We start from the raw sequence: 19,308 nt of genomic DNA on the forward strand, positions 1-19,308 counted from the left end.
CGTGGCAGTCACCTCCCTGGCCGTGATCGCGCACTGGGTGCGCTCCTACAAAAAGCCTTGTTCAACCCGGCGCGGGCGATGGCCCGTAATACGCCGCCAGCAACTCCGCCACCGCTGCATCCGCACGCCGCAGCACGCCGGGTTGCGACCAATGCAGCTCGCTCACCACGGCGAAAAATTCATCCGCGCTTTCCGCCGCATACGGATCGATCAGCGTGTCGCGTCCCCGCGCCACGTCGTTGGACAGATGATCGAACGCCCGCTGGAACGCCACGATCCACTGGCGACGGGGAATATGCGGCGGCAGCGGCGGTACGCCATCGGATGCGCCATCAAGCATGTCCAGCTTGTGCGCGATTTCGTGTACGACGACGTTGAAACCGTCCCATGGCTGTTCGAGGTCCAGCTGCACATCGGCCAGCGACAACACCAGCGGACCACGTTCCCATGCTTCGCCGATCAGTACATCGTCGCTTTCGGTCACCACGCCGCTGTGATCGTCGTGGTGGCTGCGCCGCACCTTGAACTCACCCGGATAGACCAGGATCTCGCGCCATCCTCGCAAGGCCTGCGGGCCGTGGCGCAACGCGGGAAGGCAGGCCTGCATGGCGATCAGCAGCTGCAGCTGCGGTGTCAGTGCCGCGCCGGCCAGCGGGTGGAACCGCTTGCGGGCGAGGAACATGGCTGCGAGTTGGCGCAGCTCATCCTGTCGCGCGCGATCCAGCCTGCGCGCCAACGGACACGCATCCACGGCTTCGCGCCATGTCGCGGCGGGGATCGGAGGAGGTGTCAGGTAGGCGCGGAAGCGCCGCCACCAGGAGTCCGGCACGGGCCTGGGGCTTTACTGGATGGAACCGGGCAACAGCGACTGCCAGCCGAGGGTGGCGCGACGGTTGCTGCGCGCCGGCGAGACCGGGTTCGGACCCGGGCAGCTGTCGCTGCTCGAGGACGAGGAGGAGCCGGACGACACCGGGGCTTCACGCGACAGACCCAGCGCGTCGCCTCCACTGCCGGCGCCCGCGCCTTCGTGGTTGCTGGAGCTGTTGTCGAGCGAACGCTGCATCGTGGACAAATCCTGGCCGTCGGCATCCATGGCCGACGCGACGCCGAGGCCGCCGACGCACAGAGCGCATCCGATCAAGAATTTCCCGATAGCCACGGCGGCTCAACCCCTTGATCCGCAATCCAAGATCTCGATGCTGGCAGAAACGGGGGGCTGATGCCAGTGCCCCGGAACACCGCAAAAAATGCCGCGAGTCCCAGAAGTCATGGGACGGAAGCACCATGGCGACCTGCGGGCCCGTCGCAGGGCACGTTAGAATCGGCAGATGCCTCGCCTCCCTTTGCTTCCGCTCGTCCACTGCGCCGCCGCATGCGGCGTCTCGGGCGTGGGCGCGCCGTAATGCAGGCACAGGACCTGCTCGTGGCGCTGGCCGATGGTGGCACCATTTCCGGGGCCCAACTGGCCGAGCGCGCCGGTGTCACCCGCGCCGCGATCTGGAAACAAGTGGAATCGCTGCGCGCGCGCGGCGTACCGGTACAGTCGCAAGGCACGGCGGGCTATCGCCTGCCGTGGCCACTGCAATTGCTGGATGTGACGGCGATTCGCGCGGCAATGCCGACGGCCGCGCGCAAGTTGCTGGGCGAGCTGGAGCTGCATTGGGAGATCGACTCAACCTCCAGTGAGATCCAGCGCCGCGCGGCCACGCTGCCCGACCTGAGCATGATGCTCGCGGAGACGCAGAGCGCCGGACGGGGCCGTCGCGGGCGCAGCTGGTTGTCGCCGCCGGGCCTCAACATCTATCTCTCCTGCCTGAAGCGGTTCGACGCCGGCTTTGCCTCGCTGTCGGGGTTGTCGCTGGCGGTGGGCGTCATCGTGATGCGCACGTTGGCGACGCTTGGCATCCAGGGGGCCGGGCTCAAATGGCCCAATGACGTGCTGAGCGATGCCGGCAAGCTGGCGGGCATCCTGGTGGAGCTCAGCGGCGAGTATCAGGGGCCGTGCGCGGCGATCATCGGTGTCGGCCTCAATGTGCGCCTGACGTCGGCGTTGCGGGAACAGGCAGGTCAGCCGGTGAATGATCTGGTGACGCTGGCCGGTGGCATCGCGCCGGACCGCAACCGGGTCGCCGCCGCCCTGATCGCCGCCTTGGCCGAGGGCTTGGGGCAGTTCGAGCGCGAAGGTTTTGCCGCCTTCGTCGACGAATACGCCGCCCACGACCTGCTGCGCGGCAAGGCGCTGCGCGTGCAGGGCGCACAGGCTTCGATGGACGGCGCGGGCGCGGGCGTCGACGCGCGCGGTGCGTTGCTGGTGCAGGCCGCCGATGGCATGCACCGCATCGACAGCGCCGATGTCTCGGTGCGCCGCACATGAGGCTGCTGCTCGATCTCGGCAACACGCGCCTGAAGTGGGCGCTGCGCGAAGGCGCCGGCTGGCATGCGCAGGGCGCGGTGGGCTGGAGCGAGGACGTCGTGCTTTCGCTGCACGACGCCTGGCGCAGCCTGCCCGTGCCGGCCGATGTGTTCGGCGCGTCGGTGGTCGACGCGGGACGCGAGGCGCAGGTGGCCGCGGTGGTCGCTGCGTGCTTCTCGCGCGACACCGAGTGGCTGCGCACGCCCGCCGCGGCGTGTGGCGTGCGCAATGCCTATCCGGAGCCGGCACGCCTAGGCGTCGATCGCTTCCTGGCCATGGTCGCGGCACACGCCGACGAACCCGTGTCGTGCGTGCTCGCGGGCGTCGGTACCGCGCTGACGCTCGATGCACTGGCGGCCGATGGCCAGCATCTGGGCGGATTGATCGCACCGGGACCGCAGCTGATGCAGCAATCCTTGCTGGGCGCGACCTCTCGCGTGCACGTGGAGCGACCGGGTCGGGTGCTGGAAGCGGCGGACAACACGCCCGACGCGGTGGCTTCGGGTTGCTGGCAGGCGAGCGCGGCGCTGATCGAGCGCTTCGTGTCGCACATGACCGCCCCGCTGGGTGGATCGCCGGTGCTGATTCTCGGCGGTGGCGATGCGGAGGCGATGCTTCCCTTGCTGGCACCACCGGCTCGACTCAGCAGTGACAGCGTATTGCGTGGTCTGGCCGTGTGGTCGGATGCACATTCCCCCTTGGCGCCGGCTCTCTAGAATGCCGGCTCTTGTCGTTTGCATGACGGATCGACGATGTTCCTGCGCCTGCTGTTCGTTCTGCTGATCGCACTCAATATCGCAGTGGGCGCATGGCTGTTGCTGGGCCAGGACGACGTGCACGGGCGAAGCGCCACGGACGCGGGCGTGCCCGAACTGCATCTGCTCAGCGAACGCCCGGCACCGCCTGCCGCCGCGGCGTCCACGGCGCCGATGGCGATGGCGCCTGCGCCCGTCGGCGTGGCGCCGGCGGCCTCCACGGCGACCTCCACTCCGGCCCCCGCGCCTGCCCCCGTCGTTCCGCCGCGACAGACCTCCTACACCTGCATGGCGCTGGGCCCGTTCGCCACCCAGGCGGATATGCGAAGCGCGCGCAGCGCACTCAGCAACCAGGCGGCCCGCATGCGCTCGCGCCAGGAACAGACGACGCAGACCACGGGCTGGTGGGTCTACCTTCCCGGTGGCGGCAGTCGCGATCGCGCCTTGGAACTGGGCCGCCGCCTCGGTGCCGCGAACGTGGGCGAATACTTCATCGTGAGCAGCGGCGACCAGTCCAACACGATTTCGCTGGGCCTGTTCAAGGATCCTGCCAATGCCCGCCGTCGCCGCGACCAGGTGGTCGCGGCCGGTTTCCCAGCCCAGATGAGCGAGCGCACGGAAAGCGTTCCGGAGTACTGGCTGGACGTGGTGATCGCCGACAACGGCCGCGCCGACTGGCGTAGCCGGGTGCATGGCGTAGGCTCGCACAGCACCGGCTGTTTTTGAGTCGTGGCGGCGGCCTGCTAGACTCCCCCTCCCATGCCGGTATAGCTCAGTTGGTAGAGCAACTGATTTGTAATCAGTAGGTCGCGGGTTCGACTCCTGCTGCCGGCACCATCCTGGCGATATCCCCTCCTTGTCCGTCGGGCCGCATGGCGGTCACGGGCGGTGTCGCGCGGGCCGCGCGGCGCCTGTTTTCGGGGACGCGGGCTCAGCCTGTACGTACCCCCGCCCGCGGGCCGGGTGCCTCAGCCTGCCTTCACGATCGGGCCCGAACAATCCCCTTTGTTCGCCCTGGCAGCGCGGGATGGCCGGGGCCGGACATGGGTGCCGATTGCCGGCTGGATAGCTCAGTAGGGGGCTGACAACGGATCAACGGGATGGGTGCACGACCTCATGCCAGGCATATTTACCGTTTCGCTGGATCTTGAGCTCTATTGGGGCGTGCGCGACAAGCGCAGTATCCAGGACTACGAAGACAACCTTCGCGGCGAGCGACAGGCCATACGCGAGATGCTCGCGTCGTTCGATGCCCACGGGGTGCATGCCACCTGGGCCACCCTGGGTTTCATCTTCTTCGAGGATGTCACCGCGCTGCGTACGAAGCTGCCGCGCGATACGCCGGCCTATCACAACGCCGAGCTGTCGCCCTACCGCTACATCGACGAGCACGCATGGGGCAGCGACGACGAATATCACTTCGCGCCCGAGGTGATCGAGCTGATCCGCCAATACCCCGGCCAGGAAATCGGCACGCATACGTTCTCGCACTACTACTGCCTGGAACCCGGCCAGACCGCCGAAGCGTTCAAGGCGGACCTGGCGGCGGCCATCGACGCGGCGAGGGCGCGCGGCATCGACGTCCATAGCCTGGTGTTTCCGCGCAACCAGGGAAACCCGGCGTACCTGCCGGTGCTGGAGGAGCTGGGCATCCGTTGCTATCGCGGCAACGAATACGCGGGTTTCTACACGCCGCGCAACCAGGAGCAGCAGAATCCGCTGGTGCGCGGCCTGCGGCTCGTCGACGCCTACCTCAACGTCACCGGCTACAACACCTACAGCTTCGAGGAATGCGCGCAGAGCCGCCCGTACAACATTCCCTCGAGCCGCTTCCTGCGGCCGTATTCGCCGTCCGTGGCATGGCTGGACGGCTTGCGCCTGCATCGCATCAAGCGTGCGATGCGCCACGCGGCGATCAACAACCGCCTGTTCCACCTGTGGTGGCATCCGCACAATTTCGGCGCGCACATCGAGGAAAACCAGCGGTTTTTGGAGCGCATCCTCGATTACTACGGCGAGCTGAAGCAGCGCTACGGCATGCAGTCGTTGAACATGGGCGAGATCTCCGCGGAACTGGAGCGCTCGCATGCCGCCTAGGCCGCGCATCGTGATGCTCGCAGGTCCGGGCTTGTCCACGGAGCTGATGTACAACGGTTTGCGCGGCAGCTGTGACATTGCTGCGGTGGTGCTGGAAAAGAAGCCTTCGTCCAGGAGCATGATCAAGTACCGGGCGAAGACGCTGGGGTGGCGCACGACGCTGGGCCAACTGGCCTTCATCGTGTACAGCCGGTGGCTGGGCAGGAGTTCGCGCAGGCGCGTGCAGCAGCTGATACAGCGCTACGACATGGACGACTCGCCGATACCGGCGCAGGTCGTCACCAAGGTCGACAGCGCGAACAGGCGCGAGGTGATCCGCCTGCTGAAGGAGCTCGCGCCCGATGCGGTGGTGGTGAACGGCACGCGCATCCTCTCGAAGAAATTGCTGGGATCGATCAAGGCGCCCTTCATCAACACGCACATGGGCATCACGCCCGCCTATCGGGGCGTGCATGGTGGCTACTGGGCCTTGGCGATGGACGACCGCCGCCGCTGCGGGGTCACCGTGCACATGGTCGATGAGGGCGTGGATACCGGCGGCATCCTGTACCAGTCCACCATTGATGTCGGTACGGCGGACAATTTCGTGACCTATCCGATCCACCAGATGGCCAAGGCCATCCCGATGATGCAGGCCGCCCTGCGCGACGCCGTGGACAACCGCCTCTCGCCCATTGCCAGCGAAGGTCCGTCGCAGCAGTGGTATCACCCCACGCTGCTCTTCTACCTCCGGCAGCGGTTCCAGAACGGCATACGTTGAGCCGGGGCGCGGCCCGGGCGCGCGCACTTACAGGGCGGCCATCGGCCTTTCCGTCCCGCGGCCATTTCGCCGGCGGGTGGCGGCTATACTTCGAAGCTCGTCCTCTGGCAGCCCGACCACGGCCGGCCAGTGTCTTTGGCGGTGACTGTGACGTTAGGCTTCGTGTGCTTCCCAGCGTTCTGCCCATGAAAAACCCGTTCGAACGACACCTGCGGCGCCGCTCGCTGCGCCTTCACGGGGTGCAGCGCGTGCGATCGCTCGTCGCGTTCGTCGTGCTCTGCGTGGCGGGGTCGGGTGTCGCCCTGGCCACGGAGACACCGCTCGCCGCCTCGCAGCTGGTGGAACGCCAGCAGGTGGGGCAGGCGCCCCTGTTGCTGGACGTGCGCCGCGCCGACGAGTACCGCGACGGGCATATCGCTGGCGCCCTCAACATTCCCGTGGAACAGCTCGGTAGCCGCGCGGGCGTACTGGGCATCCCCCGCGACCGCGAGATCGTGGTGTACTGCGTCTCGGGACGACGCGCGGCGCGTGCACAGGAAACCCTGCAATCGTTGGGTTACAACCACGTGCGATTGCTCGATGGCAGCCTCAACGCCTGGCGACAGCAGCAGCTGCCGCTCGTGCGCGAAGGCTCTGCCGATCCCGCTCCTTCACACTGACAGGCTTGCATGGTCAACAAGGCAATTTCCCTGATTGGCGTTCCCACCGACATCGGCGCGGGTCATCGCGGCGCCTCGATGGGCCCGGAAGCACTGCGCGTGGCCAACCTCGGACCAAGGCTGGCCAAACGCGGCCTGGATGTGGTCGATCGCGGCAACCTGCAGGGGCCGCTGAACCCATGGCAGCCGCCGCACGACGGTTATCGCCATCTGCCCGAGGTGCTGGCCTGGAACCAGTCCGTGCACGAGGCGATCTACGCCGAGCTGCAGGCGGGCCGCCTGCCGATCATGCTGGGCGGCGACCACTGCCTCGCCATCGGCTCGATCAGCGCCGTGGCGCGTCATTGCCGCGAACAGGGCAAGCAGCTGCGCGTGCTGTGGCTGGATGCGCACGCCGACTTCAACACCGCCGAGGTCACGCCGTCGGGCAACATCCACGGCATGCCCGTGGCCTGCCTGTGCGGCCAGGGTCCGCGGGTACTGGTGGAAGTGGGTGGCCATGTGCCCGCGACCACGCCGGACGTGTTCCGCCAGGTCGGCATCCGCTCGGTGGATGAAGACGAAAAACGCCTGGTGCGCGAATCGAAGGTAAGCATCTTCGACATGCGCCACATCGACGAAGTGGGCATGAAGCGCACGATGGAAGAAGCGCTCACCGGCGTCGACGAGAACACGCACCTGCACATCAGCTTCGACGTGGATTTCCTCGACCCGACCATTGCGCCGGGCGTTGGCACCACCGTGCGCGGCGGCCCGAATTATCGCGAGGCGCAGCTGTGCATGGAGATGATCGCCGATACCGGCCGGGTCGGCTCACTGGATATCGTCGAACTCAATCCGGCCTTCGACAAGAAGAACCAGACCGCACGCCTGGCCGTGGATCTGGTCGAGTCACTGTTCGGCAAATCCACGCTGATCCGTTGACCACTTTCCATCACGACACCAAGAACGAGAGCTCATGAAGACCCGCGTACTCACCGGCATCACCACCACCGGCACGCCGCACCTTGGCAACTACGTCGGCGCGATCCGCCCGGCGGTGGCCGCCAGCAAGCGCGATGACGTGGACGCGTTCTACTTCATGGCCGACTACCACGCGCTGATCAAGAGCGACGATCCGGCGCGCATCGAGCGTTCGCGCCTGGAGATCGCCGCGACGTGGCTGGCCGCGGGCCTCGATCCGCAGAAAGTCACCTTCTATCGCCAGTCGGACATTCCCGAGATTCCGGAGCTCACCTGGTTCCTCACCTGCGTCACCGCCAAGGGCCTGCTCAACCGCGCCCACGCGTACAAGGCCTCGGTGGACAAGAACACCGAGGCGGGCGAGGACGCCGATGCGGGCGTCACCGCGGGCCTCTACATGTATCCGGTGCTGATGGCGGCCGACATCCTCGCCTTCAACGCGAACAAGGTGCCGGTGGGCCGTGACCAGATCCAGCACATCGAGATGGCGCGCGACATCGCGCAGCGGTTCAACCACATCTACGGGCGTGACTTTTTCGTACTGCCCGAAGTGGTGATCGAAGAGCAGGTGGCGACGCTGCCCGGGCTGGATGGCCGCAAGATGTCCAAGAGCTACGACAACACCATTCCGCTGTTCGCCGGTGGCCAGAAGCACCTGCGCGAATCGATCATGCGCATCGTGACCGACTCGCGCCTGCCGGGCGAAGCGAAGGATCCGGACAGCTCCTCGCTGTTCACCATCTTCCGCGCGTTCGCCAGTGAAGCGGAATCGGCAGCGTTCCACGAAGCACTGGTCGGCGGCATCGGTTGGGGTGAAGCCAAGCAGGTGTTGTTCGAGCGTCTCGAGGTCGACGTGGCGCCGATGCGCGAAAGCTACGACGCGTTGATCGCACGCCCCGCCATGATCGAAGAGATCCTGCAGGAAGGCGCCAGGAAGGCCCGCGCCATTGCGGCGCCGAAGATCGCCGAGCTGCGCGACGCGATCGGCCTGCGCTCCGGCATAGCCGTGGCGCCGCAAGCCGCCGCAGCCAGGCCCGCGCCGAAGGCAGGCAAGCCGCCGCGCTTTGCCAGCTTCCGCGACGCCGATGGCAGCTTCCGTTTCCGGCTGTTCTCCGGCGATGGCGAGGAACTCTTGCTGTCCCGCTCGTTTGCCGATCCCAAGGCCGCCGGCGCCTTGCAGAAGCGCATCAAGGAACTGGGCGCCACCAGCGCCGTGGTGCAGGTGCAGCCGCTGTCGCTCGTGCTCGAGCTGGACGGCGAACAAGTCGCCGCCACGCCCGACTACGAGGGTGAGCAGGCGCGCGACGAAGCGCTGAACCGCCTGCGTGGCGCGTTGGACCAGCTGGCAGCGCAGGAATGAGCGCGCCCGGCGCCCATCTCCAAGGAGTGAACTGACGCATGCGTTACCTGGCCATCCTGCTGTTGGCGCCCTGGCTGTTGATTCTTGGCTGGGCGTACTGGGCCTACCCCAAGAGCCTGCCACGCACGCGTGCGCGCCGTGGCTTCGACCTGGCCGCGCTGTTGCTGGCCGCCTTTGCGGCCGTGGAGTGCGCCAGCACGGCGTTCGACACCGCGAGCGTGCCTGCGGTCGGGCAGTACGGCCCGGCAAGCGGCGCGATCTGGCAGCAGGTGCTGCCGGCTCTCTACGGTTACGGCGCCTGCGTGCTGGTGCTGGTGCTTGCCATGATCGTGCGCCAGCTGCTGTGGCGCCCCCGCGCGAACTGACCGAGGTTCTGTCCATGCAAGACGCCGCGCTTCAGCAATATCTCCAGCGTCTCTTCCAGCGTCACGGCGTCGAGCTCGAGCCTGATGAAGACTGGCTGATGACCGACGGCGATTTCCCCGCCGTGCGCGCCATCTGGTCCGAAGGGTCCGCCGGCCAGCCTGGCCGTCTGGACGTCGATATCGTCATCAGCGAAGAGCGCCATATCGAAGAGAGCTTCGCTGGCGCAGGCCATGGCGAGGCTGCCTGTCGCGATGCCCTGGACGCCTTCGAGCGCGGCGTGTTCCACGTGCTGCTGGCCGCCTGCTGGTACGTCACCGACGAACGCCGCCTGCAGACCTACGGCTGGGAATTCGGTATTCGTACCTGGGACGTTTTCGTCGCTCCATGGCTGTCGAGCCGGGATGACGTCGACGTGCCACAGGACATCCTTCCCACCCTGCGCGAAGCCCTGCAGCGCGAAGCCCTCAGCGCCGAGCCGCACTGGGTGCGTCTGTTCCATCGGCGCGGCGACGACGGCCAGGTAACCGCCGAGGTGCTGCTCGACAACGCGCCGTGGGCCGCCGGCGATCGCGCGCTCGCGTCCCTGGCGTGGCCCGAAGGCGAGGGCTACAGCGTGCGTGGCTTCATCATGCTGGACATCCGCGACTACTGAAAGCAGTGCTCTCTGTAGGAGCGCACCCAGTGCGCGATCACAACCTTGCGCGTGCTCGGCAATCCGGTGGCTATCGGTCGCGCACTGGGTGCGCTCCTACAACAGGTCCTAGGGCAGCAACTTCCCGGGATTGAGAATCCCCTCGGGATCAAATGCGGCCTTGACGTTGCGCATCAGATGCAACGTCGCCGGTTGCAGCGCCAGCGGCATGAACTCGCGCTTCACCAGCCCGATGCCGTGCTCGCCCGACAAGGTGCCATCCAGCGCGATCACCAGGGCAAACACCTCGGCCAGGCACGCATGTGCGCGCTCGCGCTCGGCGTCGTCGCGCGGCAGCAGGTTCACGTGCAGGTTGCCGTTGCCCGCATGGCCGAAACTCACGATCAACACATCGTGCTTCTTCGACAGCCGTTTGATGCCATCGACCAGCTCGGGCAGGCGGCTGACCGGCACCACCACGTCCTCGTTGATCTTGTTCGGGGAGATGGTGCGCTGCGCGGGCGACAAGGCCTTGCGCGCCGACCACAATGCCAGCGTTTCCTCGGCGGTTTCCGCCACGCGCAGTTCTTCCAGTCCGTCGCCGCGCGCCGCGCGCGAGACGGCGTCCACGGCGCTTGGCAGCGTGTCGGGCTCGCCATCGACTTCGATCATCAGCATCGCGCCCGCCACCGGCACGGTGTCGCCGCCGTGGTCGCGCGCCAGCTTCAAGGCCACATCGTCGATGAATTCCAGGGCGCAGGGCGTCACCGGTTGCGCCATGATCCGCGCGACGGCCCGCGCCGCCGCACCCACGTCGCGATAAGTGGCGCGCATGGTGCGCAGGCCGGAGGGCTTGGGCGTGAGCTTGAGCGTCGCTTCGGTGATCAGCGCCAAGGTGCCTTCCGAGCCGATCAGCAGGCGCGTCAGGTCATAGCCCGTGGCGCCTTTGCTGGTGTAGGTGCCGCAACGGAAACCCTCGCCCGTACCTGCCACGGCGCGCAGGCCCAGCGTGTTCTCGCGCGGGCTGCCGTATTTCACGGTGCGCGGGCCGGCCGAGTTGCAGGCGAGATTGCCGCCGATGCTGCACCAGGGTGAGGAGGTCGGGTCCGGCGGCCAGAAGAAGCCGTGAGGCTTGAGCGCCTGTTGCAGGTCGCCATTGAGCACGCCCGGTTCCACCACGGCGAGGCGATTGTCCGGGTCGATGCGCACGATACGATTCATCCGCTCGAAACTCACCACCACGCCACCATCCACCGGCACCGTGGCGCCCGTGGTATTGGTGCCGCGCCCGCGTCCTGTCACCGGCACGCGGTGTTCGCGGCAGAGCTGCACCAGCACCTCCACCTGCCCATGCGTGGTCGGGAACACCACGGCATCAGGCAGCGCGTTGCGTCGCGAGTTGTCGTAGGCGTAGGGGAGCCGCTCTCCCATTTCGGTGGTCAGAGACTCCGGTGAGAAGTGCGGTCGAAGGGCGCAGAGCAGGGTGTCAGGCAGTGTCATGGTTCCAGTATCCCACCGCCGGGCATCGGGTGCCCGCATGGCATGCAATGGCGATGCGCTAGGGCCTCGTGGGCGCGGTGGCGTCCGCCGCATGGGCAGTGGGCGCAATGACCGACTCGATGCGCTCACGCACGTACGGATAGAAAGGGTTGGAGCTGATGCGCAGCACCGCATCGAGATTCAATACCAGTGCGCCGCGCTCCCCGCGTGGCGCTGCCGTACCCAGCCGCACGCCGAAATTCTCCGACATATCCGGTTCCGTGCCGTAGAGCGGGTCATTGGCCGGGAAGGGAAGGGCGATGTGCGACATCGAAAAAATGTTGTCGGGATAGCTGATGGAAAGCGGCGTCACCGTGGACTTGCCGGTGTCCGCCTCGGTCGTGCGCGCGACCGTGCGGCTATCGTTCTCCGCCGCATTGGCAATCACGGTGATGCGGAAAGCATGCGCCCCCGGCGACACCAGACGCTGTAGCGCCTGCAGCGAGCTCGCCCGCAGCAACGAGTCGAACCGGTGGTTACGATTCACGTCGAACAATACGACCTCGCTGCCGTTGTCGGGCAGTTGCGCATAAAGCGTCCGCAGAACGGCGGGTGCGCTGACGGTGTCGTCGACCACCGACTGGAACGTGAGGATGGGTGGCAGCCGGGACAGCTGCCGCGTGCGCGCGAGCTGCTGCATCTGCCCGCGGATCACATCCGTCAGCAGGTAGGTCTGCCGCGCGGCGTTGACCGGGAAGGAGTTGTACTTGAACGGGTTGTACTCGGGAATCAGGTCCAGCCATGCCGCCTTGGCAAAAGCGGGCAGGATCGCGGGCAGCCCCGCCAGGCCGGCAAATCGCGCAAAGCTCGTCACGCCGATCATGGGCGACAGCAGCACGAGCCGCGAAGGCATCGTCAGCTCCTCATGCTCGCAGGCATCCAGCGTGTACTTGAGGGCCAGCGCTCCGCCATTGGAATAACCCACCATGTGGATCGGTGCCTGCGGCCCCACCCGCCGTCGTGCTTCGCGCATGGCCAGACGAGTGGCCGCCAGCCAGTCAGGCCACTGCGCTTCGGTCAAGGCCGCGGGCACCGTGCCGTGTCCCGGCACACGCAAGCCGATGGCGACAAAACCGCGATCGCGATAGAGCTCCGCGATATCGCGCAGGCTATAGGGCGAATCGGTGAGGCCATGAATCAGCACCACGGCACCGGCGGGCGGCCCCGGCGGCTCAAGCACATAGGAACGATTCCAGTCAGTCTTGAAGTGCTCCGGATACATCGGTGCGCCTTCGAAGTAGCGATTGGTGGCCACGCGATCCGACGCGTCCAGCTTGTCGCTGACTTGCGTCTTCACCTCATCGAACACCCTCTGCTCTGCCGCGAGATAGCCGGGCCAGTCCGTAGCGTCGATCTCCGCAGCAGTCAGCTCATGCGGCACATAGGTCTGCCACAACGCCAACGGGTCGCCACGCTGCGAATCCCAGGCGCGAATGCCGAGCAGGGAAACGAAAAAGATCAGGAAGACAATGGCTGTCCATTTGGCGACCTTGACCAGTGCTCGCAGCATGCTGATCCCCTTGTCGGCCTCTGCCGTTTGGCTGCAACCGGCAGCAGCTTGCTCTAGGCGGCATGAGCAAATTGTCGAGAGGCGCCCTTTGCAATGCCGAGTATGCGCCCGGGCCGGAAGCGACCTCGTACAGGGTCTACCAAGTGAGTCTCAGTGAAAACAGTATCGCCAAAGCAATGGCTAACGACATGGCATCAAGTGCCGCGCAGAATAGCCATCGCGCGGCTCGAGTGAATTTACTCATGGGAAAGCCACCCCCCGGTCAGCAGATCTGTTAAGGCCTGGATACCAGCCATCCATTCGCCCGATCCGTTTTGGTGTCGAAACTGTCGCCAGCTCGGGTCCGGCCACGTTGCCCAACTTCAGTTTACGCATTGGCTTGCCGTCCCGCGCCCAGTCGGCTCGAAGCACCCGCTGGCCGCACTGGCGCACTGGTTGCCCTTTGGGGTCTCAACGCACTCGCTTTGGCATTCACGCGAACTTTTGCAGGCCTTTCCGCCGTCCGTCGTTTGAAGCAAGCAGTACTTGGTGGCGTTCTGTGGTCCGGCAAAGATCCATTCACCGCCCCGTGCGACGCATGCAGATTCCGTTTTTGGCAATGGCAGCTTCTTCACCGGCGCATCTGTTGCGAAAGCGCTGGCGGAGAGTGCCGCACCAGCGAATCCAGTGCTTGTTGTCAGGCCCAGGACATAGAGGATCAGAAGCTGGCGCATCATTTCCTTCCAATGCCCGGAACAAGGTCCGGAAGCGGGCGCTTCGGGATCATCCTAATCCAACAGCGGGCAAGAATTTCAGGCAGCGGCCTAACCCAATCAAATCGCCTCAAAGGCCGCTCGCCACCATGCCATCGCTGCGCTGTCAGCGGGGCCGTCGTAGCTCACCACGTCAAACCGGCAGGTGTGGTTTGCGTGACGCGGATGAGTGGACAGCCAGAGTTCGGCCGTCTGAATGAGTTTGGTCTGTTTGCGTGCGGTGACGGTTGCGGCGGCATTGCCGTGGGTATTGGCCAGGCGATGGCGCACTTCCACAAACACCACCGTGTCCCGATCCAGCATCACCAGATCGATTTCGCCGTAGCGGGTGGTGTAGTTGCGGTCCAGCAGCTTGAGGCCTGCGCGTTGGAGTTCCGCGCAGGCTCGTTGTTCGAAGATGGCGCCGGCGGCGCGCATCAGTGGTGGTCGGTGGGTTGGCCGTTGTTCGGCTGGGGGACGTTGTTGTCGGTCGGCGGCGCGAGGGCGGGTGCGCTGTCCATCTGCAGGCTGCCGTTGAGCGGGCGGGCGAGGCCGTCCTGGAACTTGGCCCATACCAGCACGCGGCGAATGCGGCCGAACTGGTCGGCGGTGAGCTGGCCGCTGGCGCCGGGCAAGTAGCTGCCGGGGTGGGCCCGCAGCCAGTCGACGTAGGGCGCGAGGTTCCATGCATCCATGCCGAAGGCGAACAGGCGCGCCGAGGTACCGCGCGCGGCGGGTATTTGGCCAGCGATATCGCCGTGGTTGGGCAGGCCGGGCTGTACGTCGAACAGCCAGGGCGCGTCGCAGAACTCCACGCCTTCCAGGTCGCGGTTGGCACCGGCATCGTCGACGCCGGCATAGATGTGCGAGGTGCCGAACACGGGCAGGTTCACGCGGGCCAGCTTGAGCTGGGGCAGCAGCAGGCGTGCCTGTTGCGGACGCATGCTGATGAAGATGCCGGTGTTGTTGGTGGCCGCGGAGACATCGCCGGTATCGGTGGGCATGCCCAGGCCGCTGATGGTCGAGGCGTAATTGACGCCGGTCGCACCGAGGTTGCCCATGCCGGCCACCTTGCCGCCGCGTGCCTCCAGTTCGGCCTTGAACGACTTGGCCGCGCGCTGCGCGAAGTCATCGTTGCCGGCGATGACAAAGGCATTGGTGATGCCGCCTTCGGCCATGTGGTCGGCGGCCTGTGTGCCTTCCGTTTCCGGCAGCAGGCCGAATTCGCTGACGCCGCTGGCCGGCAGGCTCTTGTCGTCAGGATGGTTGAGTGCGAGCAAGGCCACGGGCAATTGCGGCTGGCCGAACAATGCGGACACTTCAACACGGGTCAGCGGACCGATCACCAGCTGCGCGCCATCGTCGACGGCCTGCTGGTAACCCTTGATGGCGCCGGCGGCGGTGCCGCCGCTGTCATACACGCGCACGGGCGGACGCGGTGCATGGTTGCGCGAAGAGTCGGCATAGGCCGCGAAGAAGCCCTCGCGCACCGTGGTGCCGGCAGAAGCGGTACTGCCGCTGATAGGCAGCAGCAAGGCGACGCGCGCAGGCATCTTGAAGCCTTCGCGCACGTTCGCGCCTTCACCGGGAATCATCGTGCCCACCTCCTGCTCCAGCGATGGAGCGGGGCGCGCCACGGCGACGCCGAGCTGGCCCAAGGCCTCGTTGACCCAGGGCAGCATGCGGTCGCCCGGCTGCATGGCCGCGGCGCGCGCCTTGAGCGGTTCCATCCCCAGCTGGGTAAGCAGGGTGACGACCTGCTTGCGGTTCTGTGCCTGGTCCAGGCCGGTCAATTGGCCGTCCATTTCCACGCGCGTGCGCGCCGCGCCCCACGGGTCGCCGGTTTGCTGCATGGCCTGCGAGCGCAGTTCGAGCAGGCGCACCTGCAGCGCGGCGGGCACGGCGAGATTCGGCTGCGTGGTGAGCTGCAGGGCATGCGGCGCGTTGTGCTGCTTGAGCGCGAGTTCGGCCTGCAGCAGGTCCAGTCGCACGGGTTCGTCGCCGGTGAGGCGCTGGCGGCGAATGCCGGCGAGGAACGGCGCGGCACGGTCGAGCTGGCCTTCCTGGCGATAGGCCTCGGCGGCGAGCAGCTGGTATTCGTCGCGATTGCCGCTGGTCTGCGCCAGCGTGAGATACGACTGCGCCGCATCCTCGAACTTGCCTTGCTGCGCCAGTGCCTGAGCCTGCTGGGCGGCGGCGATCTCGGTGGGAGAGCGCTGGGCTGCAGGCGGTACGCAGGCAGTGAGTGCCAGTGAAATCAGCAGGGCGGTGCCTGCGGCGCGGTACAAGCGCATGGCCAAATCCCTTCGAGCTTTTGACGCGGATGGGCGATGATAGCCCATTGGATCGCCGCCTCGCGGCGGAGGAATTGGCAAGATGTCACAGATTCAGCCCGGCCAGCTATGGGTCGTCGCCACGCCGATCGGTCATCGCGATGACTTTTCCGCGCGCGCCATCGAAACCTTGCGTTCGGTGGCGGTGATCGCGGCGGAGGACACGCGGCACAGCCGTCCGCTGCTCATGCACTACAACATCGGCACGCCGCTGGTGGCCTTGCACGAGCACAACGAGCGCGAGGTGGTGGACGCGATCGTGCGGCGGTTGCAGGGCGGCGAATCGGTGGCGTTGATATCCGACGCGGGCACGCCGTTGATCAGCGATCCGGGCTTTCGCCTCGTGCGCGCGGCGCGCGCGGCCGGCATCCGGTGTGCGCCGGTGCCGGGTGCGTGCGCCGCCATCGCGGCGCTGTCGGTGGCGGGGTTGCCCAGCGATCGTTTCGTGTTCGAAGGCTTTCTCCCGCCCAAGGCCGCCGCGCGGCGTTCGCGCTTGCAGGAACTTGCGGGCGATGCGCGCACGCTCATCTTCTATGAGTCCTCGCATCGCGTGGCTGAAAGCCTGGCTGACATGCGCGACGTGTTCGGCGCGGCGCGCGAAGGCGTGCTGGCCCGTGAACTCACCAAGTTGTTCGAAACGGTGATCGGTGAGCCGCTGGGCGAGCTGGCGACGCGCGTGGCGGATGATCCGGACCAGCAACGCGGCGAGTGCGTGATCCTGGTGGCCGGGCGCGGCGAAGAGGCGGATGCGCGCGAGGCGGAAGGGCGTCGCGTGTTTGCCATCCTGCGCGAGGAATTGCCGCCGGCGAAGGCGGCGAAGCTGGCGGCGGCGATCAGCGGGGCGCCGAGGAAGCTTCTATATGAAGGTTGAAGCTTTTTGTGGGAGCGCACCCTGTGCGCGACATGGGCAGAGCTGTAAGGGGGCGGTGCGAAACCGGCCACGGAGTCCAGGCCGCACCTCTGCTGTCGCGCACAGGGTGCGCTCCCACAATGACTCTGGCCGGTCTGCGTTGAATGGACTCGTTCGCGCGATCTGCTCTCAAGCGCTTTGAGCCTCACATTCCATTAGAATGCGCGCCGGAGTCGGCCGGACAGTCGCGTCGCGCGCAAGCGCATCGAGGAAAGTCCGGGCTCCATAGGGCAAGGTGCCAGGTAACGCCTGGGCAGCGTGAGCTGACGGCCAGTGCAACAGAGAGCAGACCGCCGAACGGCATCTCCGGATGTGCGTGGTAAGGGTGAAAGGGTGCGGTAAGAGCGCACCGCGTGCGGGGCTAACGCCGCATGGCACGGTAAACCCCACCTGGAGCAAGACCGAATAGGGGAACGATAACGCGGCCCGCGTTGTTCCCGGGTAGGTTGCTGGAGCCTGGCGGTGACGCCAGGCCGAGAGGAATGACTGTCGCGCCGCAAGGCGTACAGAACCCGGCTTACAGGCCGACTCCACCCTCCTTCTTACCGGTCGTCGCCACCGCGTCGAGTCCCGACGCGGTGGCGACGGTCGCGTATGGAAGGTCTGAACGGCCGGTTCATGCGGGATGGCATTCCGGTGGCTGGAGGGCGCTCCGTTGAAGGTGTCTCGGATTCAAAAAATCCCAGTCATTCAAGCACCTTCGGGCGGTTCCTCATAAAAGGCTGGAATTGCTACCAGATCACCGCCTTTCTCATTGATTCACAAGCAAAATTCCCTTGACAGTCTCAGGGGGCGAGACTATCGTGGGTTCCTGTGTGAAATCGTGGGAATTCGTGGAGCCTAACGGTCGTGTTCCAGGGCGAAACCGCCATCACTGTTGACGACAAAGGCCGGCTGGCCATTCCGACCGCGTACCGCGAGTTGGTGGCCGGCGCCTGCGCCAATCGTCTGGTGATCACCTACAACCCCTTCGAGACGGGCTGCCTGTGGCTGTTCCCGTACGCCGAGTGGGAAAAGGTGCGCGACCAGGTGAACGCATTGTCCAAGGTCAAGGCCGCCCATCGCGACATGCAGATGAAGCTGGTCGGTGCCGCGGCGGTGGTCGAGCCGGATGGCGCCGCACGCCTGCTGCTGCCTGCCAGCCAGCGCGCGACCACGGGCATCGAGAAGAAAGCGGTTCTGCTGGGCATGGGCAACAAGTTCGAGCTTTGGAGCGAACAGGCCCACCTGGCCAAGATCCGCCAGACCATCGGCGAAGACGAGATCACAGACGAGATGGCGGAGCTGCAGCTGTAACCGGCAACGGTTGTGGCGCGGCTATTTGGTGGCGGGACGGGAGCGGGAGTGCGCGGCATGGCCGAGCAGCAGCTGAAGCACATCCCGGTGATGCTGGGTGAAGCAGTGGAGGGACTCGCCGTGCATTCTGGCGGGCGTTATCTCGATGGCACTTTCGGACGCGGCGGCCACGCCCGCGCCGTGCTGTCGCGCCTGGGTCCCGACGGCCGCCTGCTGTTGATGGACCGCGATCCGCAGGCCATCGCCACGGCCCAGGCCGAGTTCGCCAGCGACCCGCGCGTGTCCATTCGCCACGCCAATTTCTCGACCATGGCCGAGTGGGACGAAACTGCCGGCGGCCTGGACGGCATCCTGCTCGACCTGGGCGTGTCCTCACCCCAGCTTGATGAAGCCGCCCGTGGCTTCAGCTTCATGGCCGATGCGCCGCTGGACATGCGCATGGACACCACGCAGGGCGAGAGCGCGGCCGATTTCCTGGCGCATGCGTCGGAGAAAGAAATCGCCGACGTGCTGTGGATCTACGGCGAGGAGCGTTTCAGCCGCAAGATCGCCCGCGCCATCGTCGAAGACCGCACCGACAACCCGATCACCCGCACCGGTCAACTGGCCAGCCTGATCGAGCGCGTGGTGGGTCGCCGCGAACCGGGCAAGCATCCGGCCACGCGCAGCTTCCAGGCGCTGCGTATCCGCGTGAACGGCGAGCTGGACGCACTGGAGCATGGCCTCAACGCCGCGCTCGAACTGCTCAAGGTCGGCGGCCGCCTTTCCATCATCAGCTTCCACTCGCTGGAAGACCGTGCCGTGAAGCTGTTCATCCGCGACCACTCGGGTCGCGTGCAGGGCAGCCGTCGCGGTCCCCCGGTGGCGGCGGCGCCGGCGCGCCTGGCCGCCGTGGGCAAGGCCAGGTTTCCTTCGGACGAAGAGCTCTCCGTCAATCCGCGCTCCCGCTCGGCCGTGCTGCGCGTGGCGGAGAAGCTCGCATGAA

At 66.4% G+C, this 19,308-nt stretch carries 19 protein-coding genes, 1 tRNA gene and 1 other RNA gene; 15 read left to right on the top strand and 6 right to left on the bottom strand.

Annotation, left to right across the window (positions count from 1 at the left end; genetic code table 11):
• Window positions 1–61: 61 nt before the first annotated feature.
• Entirely contained in the window at window positions 62–829 is a 768-nt protein-coding gene (locus tag JMF82_RS01450; protein ID WP_201312751.1) for a M90 family metallopeptidase, read from the bottom strand.
• Window positions 830–841: 12 nt separating this feature from the next.
• Complete coding sequence (locus JMF82_RS01455) at window positions 842–1,063, bottom strand: hypothetical protein (RefSeq protein ID WP_236585243.1); 222 nt, start codon at window positions 1,061–1,063, stop codon at window positions 842–844.
• 339 nt (window positions 1,064–1,402) lie between these two features.
• On the opposite strand from JMF82_RS01455, the gene JMF82_RS01460 reads away from it, so the two are divergent.
• The 11 genes from JMF82_RS01460 to JMF82_RS01510 all read left to right on the top strand — a co-directional run bounded on the left by JMF82_RS01460 (window position 1,403) and on the right by JMF82_RS01510 (window position 10,025).
• Window positions 1,403–2,374, top strand: coding sequence for a biotin--[acetyl-CoA-carboxylase] ligase (locus tag JMF82_RS01460; protein ID WP_201312753.1), 972 nt, complete (start codon window positions 1,403–1,405; stop codon window positions 2,372–2,374).
• Window positions 2,371–3,129, top strand: coding sequence for a type III pantothenate kinase (locus JMF82_RS01465; protein WP_201312754.1), 759 nt, complete (start codon window positions 2,371–2,373; stop codon window positions 3,127–3,129). The genes JMF82_RS01460 and JMF82_RS01465 overlap by 4 nt, the downstream gene beginning before the upstream one ends.
• 36 nt (window positions 3,130–3,165) lie before the next feature.
• Window positions 3,166–3,894 carry an SPOR domain-containing protein gene (locus JMF82_RS01470; protein ID WP_201312755.1) on the top strand — a complete coding sequence of 243 codons (729 nt, stop codon included), beginning with the start codon at window positions 3,166–3,168 and terminating at the stop codon, window positions 3,892–3,894.
• A 35-nt stretch (window positions 3,895–3,929) separates the two neighbouring features.
• Window positions 3,930–4,005: transfer RNA gene (locus JMF82_RS01475), tRNA-Thr, on the top strand.
• Between the two features lie 279 nt (window positions 4,006–4,284).
• Entirely contained in the window at window positions 4,285–5,265 is a 981-nt protein-coding gene (locus tag JMF82_RS01480; protein ID WP_201312756.1) for a polysaccharide deacetylase family protein, read from the top strand.
• Window positions 5,255–6,025 carry a formyl transferase gene (locus tag JMF82_RS01485; RefSeq protein WP_201312757.1) on the top strand — a complete coding sequence of 257 codons (771 nt, stop codon included), beginning with the start codon at window positions 5,255–5,257 and terminating at the stop codon, window positions 6,023–6,025. The genes JMF82_RS01480 and JMF82_RS01485 overlap by 11 nt, the downstream gene beginning before the upstream one ends.
• Window positions 6,026–6,210: 185 nt before the next feature.
• Window positions 6,211–6,684 (top strand): rhodanese-like domain-containing protein, encoded by a 474-nt coding sequence (locus tag JMF82_RS01490; protein WP_201312758.1) that lies wholly within the window; start codon window positions 6,211–6,213, stop codon window positions 6,682–6,684.
• 9 nt (window positions 6,685–6,693) lie between these two features.
• Window positions 6,694–7,608, top strand: coding sequence for an arginase (gene rocF, locus JMF82_RS01495; RefSeq protein WP_201312759.1), 915 nt, complete (start codon window positions 6,694–6,696; stop codon window positions 7,606–7,608).
• A gap of 34 nt (window positions 7,609–7,642) precedes the next feature.
• Entirely contained in the window at window positions 7,643–9,007 is a 1,365-nt protein-coding gene (locus JMF82_RS01500; protein WP_201312760.1) for a tryptophan--tRNA ligase, read from the top strand.
• Window positions 9,008–9,045: 38 nt separating this feature from the next.
• Entirely contained in the window at window positions 9,046–9,372 is a 327-nt protein-coding gene (locus JMF82_RS01505) for a hypothetical protein (RefSeq protein ID WP_201312761.1), read from the top strand.
• 14 nt (window positions 9,373–9,386) lie between these two features.
• A complete protein-coding gene (locus tag JMF82_RS01510) occupies window positions 9,387–10,025 on the top strand; it encodes a DUF6348 family protein (RefSeq protein ID WP_201312762.1) in 639 nt (212 codons plus the stop codon).
• 108 nt (window positions 10,026–10,133) lie between these two features.
• On the opposite strand, the gene JMF82_RS01515 is transcribed toward JMF82_RS01510, so the two are convergent.
• The 4 genes from JMF82_RS01515 to JMF82_RS01530 form a co-directional block, all read right to left on the bottom strand.
• A complete protein-coding gene (locus tag JMF82_RS01515) occupies window positions 10,134–11,504 on the bottom strand; it encodes an FAD-linked oxidase C-terminal domain-containing protein (protein WP_201312763.1) in 1,371 nt (456 codons plus the stop codon).
• Window positions 11,505–11,562: 58 nt separating this feature from the next.
• Window positions 11,563–13,053: an alpha/beta hydrolase gene (locus JMF82_RS01520; protein WP_201312764.1), complete on the bottom strand. Its 1,491-nt coding sequence runs from the start codon at window positions 13,051–13,053 to the stop codon at window positions 11,563–11,565.
• Window positions 13,054–13,865: 812 nt separating this feature from the next.
• Window positions 13,866–14,222 carry a YraN family protein gene (locus JMF82_RS01525; RefSeq protein WP_201312765.1) on the bottom strand — a complete coding sequence of 119 codons (357 nt, stop codon included), beginning with the start codon at window positions 14,220–14,222 and terminating at the stop codon, window positions 13,866–13,868.
• The gene (locus JMF82_RS01530) at window positions 14,222–16,078 is read right to left on the bottom strand and encodes a penicillin-binding protein activator (protein ID WP_201312766.1); all 1,857 of its coding nucleotides are present in this window, start codon (window positions 16,076–16,078) and stop codon (window positions 14,222–14,224) included. Before JMF82_RS01530 ends, JMF82_RS01525 begins: the two co-directional genes overlap by 1 nt.
• A gap of 82 nt (window positions 16,079–16,160) precedes the next feature.
• Here JMF82_RS01530 and rsmI point away from each other — a divergent pair, with 82 nt between their 5' ends.
• From rsmI to rsmH, 4 genes are all read left to right on the top strand, one after another.
• Window positions 16,161–16,988 carry a 16S rRNA (cytidine(1402)-2'-O)-methyltransferase gene (rsmI, locus tag JMF82_RS01535; protein ID WP_201312767.1) on the top strand — a complete coding sequence of 276 codons (828 nt, stop codon included), beginning with the start codon at window positions 16,161–16,163 and terminating at the stop codon, window positions 16,986–16,988.
• A 208-nt stretch (window positions 16,989–17,196) separates the two neighbouring features.
• An RNA gene (gene rnpB, locus JMF82_RS01540) (RNase P RNA component class A) lies at window positions 17,197–17,563 on the top strand.
• Between the two features lie 313 nt (window positions 17,564–17,876).
• Complete coding sequence (gene mraZ / locus JMF82_RS01545) at window positions 17,877–18,323, top strand: division/cell wall cluster transcriptional repressor MraZ (protein ID WP_201312768.1); 447 nt, start codon at window positions 17,877–17,879, stop codon at window positions 18,321–18,323.
• A 57-nt stretch (window positions 18,324–18,380) separates the two neighbouring features.
• Complete coding sequence (gene rsmH / locus JMF82_RS01550) at window positions 18,381–19,307, top strand: 16S rRNA (cytosine(1402)-N(4))-methyltransferase RsmH (RefSeq protein ID WP_201312769.1); 927 nt, start codon at window positions 18,381–18,383, stop codon at window positions 19,305–19,307.
• Window position 19,308 lies beyond the last annotated feature (1 nt).

The sequence above is a fragment of the Dyella sp. EPa41 genome (assembly GCF_016586165.1).
Lineage (GTDB): Bacteria > Pseudomonadota > Gammaproteobacteria > Xanthomonadales > Rhodanobacteraceae > Dyella.

What these genes read in the sequence shown, in the direction of transcription:
- rsmH (WP_201312769.1), top strand. Translation starts at nt 18,381, where the DNA reads ATGGCCGAGCAGCAGCTGAAGCACATCCCGGTGATGCTGGGTGAAGCA.
- JMF82_RS01520 (WP_201312764.1), bottom strand. Translation starts at nt 13,053, where the DNA reads ATGCTGCGAGCACTGGTCAAGGTCGCCAAATGGACAGCCATTGTCTTC.
- JMF82_RS01455 (WP_236585243.1), bottom strand. Translation starts at nt 1,063, where the DNA reads ATGCAGCGTTCGCTCGACAACAGCTCCAGCAACCACGAAGGCGCGGGC.
- JMF82_RS01505 (WP_201312761.1), top strand. Translation starts at nt 9,046, where the DNA reads ATGCGTTACCTGGCCATCCTGCTGTTGGCGCCCTGGCTGTTGATTCTT.
- JMF82_RS01485 (WP_201312757.1), top strand. Translation starts at nt 5,255, where the DNA reads ATGCCGCCTAGGCCGCGCATCGTGATGCTCGCAGGTCCGGGCTTGTCC.
- JMF82_RS01465 (WP_201312754.1), top strand. Translation starts at nt 2,371, where the DNA reads ATGAGGCTGCTGCTCGATCTCGGCAACACGCGCCTGAAGTGGGCGCTG.
- JMF82_RS01530 (WP_201312766.1), bottom strand. Translation starts at nt 16,078, where the DNA reads ATGCGCTTGTACCGCGCCGCAGGCACCGCCCTGCTGATTTCACTGGCA.
- rsmI (WP_201312767.1), top strand. Translation starts at nt 16,161, where the DNA reads ATGTCACAGATTCAGCCCGGCCAGCTATGGGTCGTCGCCACGCCGATC.
- JMF82_RS01500 (WP_201312760.1), top strand. Translation starts at nt 7,643, where the DNA reads ATGAAGACCCGCGTACTCACCGGCATCACCACCACCGGCACGCCGCAC.
- JMF82_RS01525 (WP_201312765.1), bottom strand. Translation starts at nt 14,222, where the DNA reads ATGCGCGCCGCCGGCGCCATCTTCGAACAACGAGCCTGCGCGGAACTC.
- JMF82_RS01470 (WP_201312755.1), top strand. Translation starts at nt 3,166, where the DNA reads ATGTTCCTGCGCCTGCTGTTCGTTCTGCTGATCGCACTCAATATCGCA.
- JMF82_RS01510 (WP_201312762.1), top strand. Translation starts at nt 9,387, where the DNA reads ATGCAAGACGCCGCGCTTCAGCAATATCTCCAGCGTCTCTTCCAGCGT.
- JMF82_RS01480 (WP_201312756.1), top strand. Translation starts at nt 4,285, where the DNA reads ATGCCAGGCATATTTACCGTTTCGCTGGATCTTGAGCTCTATTGGGGC.
- rocF (WP_201312759.1), top strand. Translation starts at nt 6,694, where the DNA reads ATGGTCAACAAGGCAATTTCCCTGATTGGCGTTCCCACCGACATCGGC.
- JMF82_RS01460 (WP_201312753.1), top strand. Translation starts at nt 1,403, where the DNA reads ATGCAGGCACAGGACCTGCTCGTGGCGCTGGCCGATGGTGGCACCATT.
- JMF82_RS01490 (WP_201312758.1), top strand. Translation starts at nt 6,211, where the DNA reads ATGAAAAACCCGTTCGAACGACACCTGCGGCGCCGCTCGCTGCGCCTT.
- JMF82_RS01515 (WP_201312763.1), bottom strand. Translation starts at nt 11,504, where the DNA reads ATGACACTGCCTGACACCCTGCTCTGCGCCCTTCGACCGCACTTCTCA.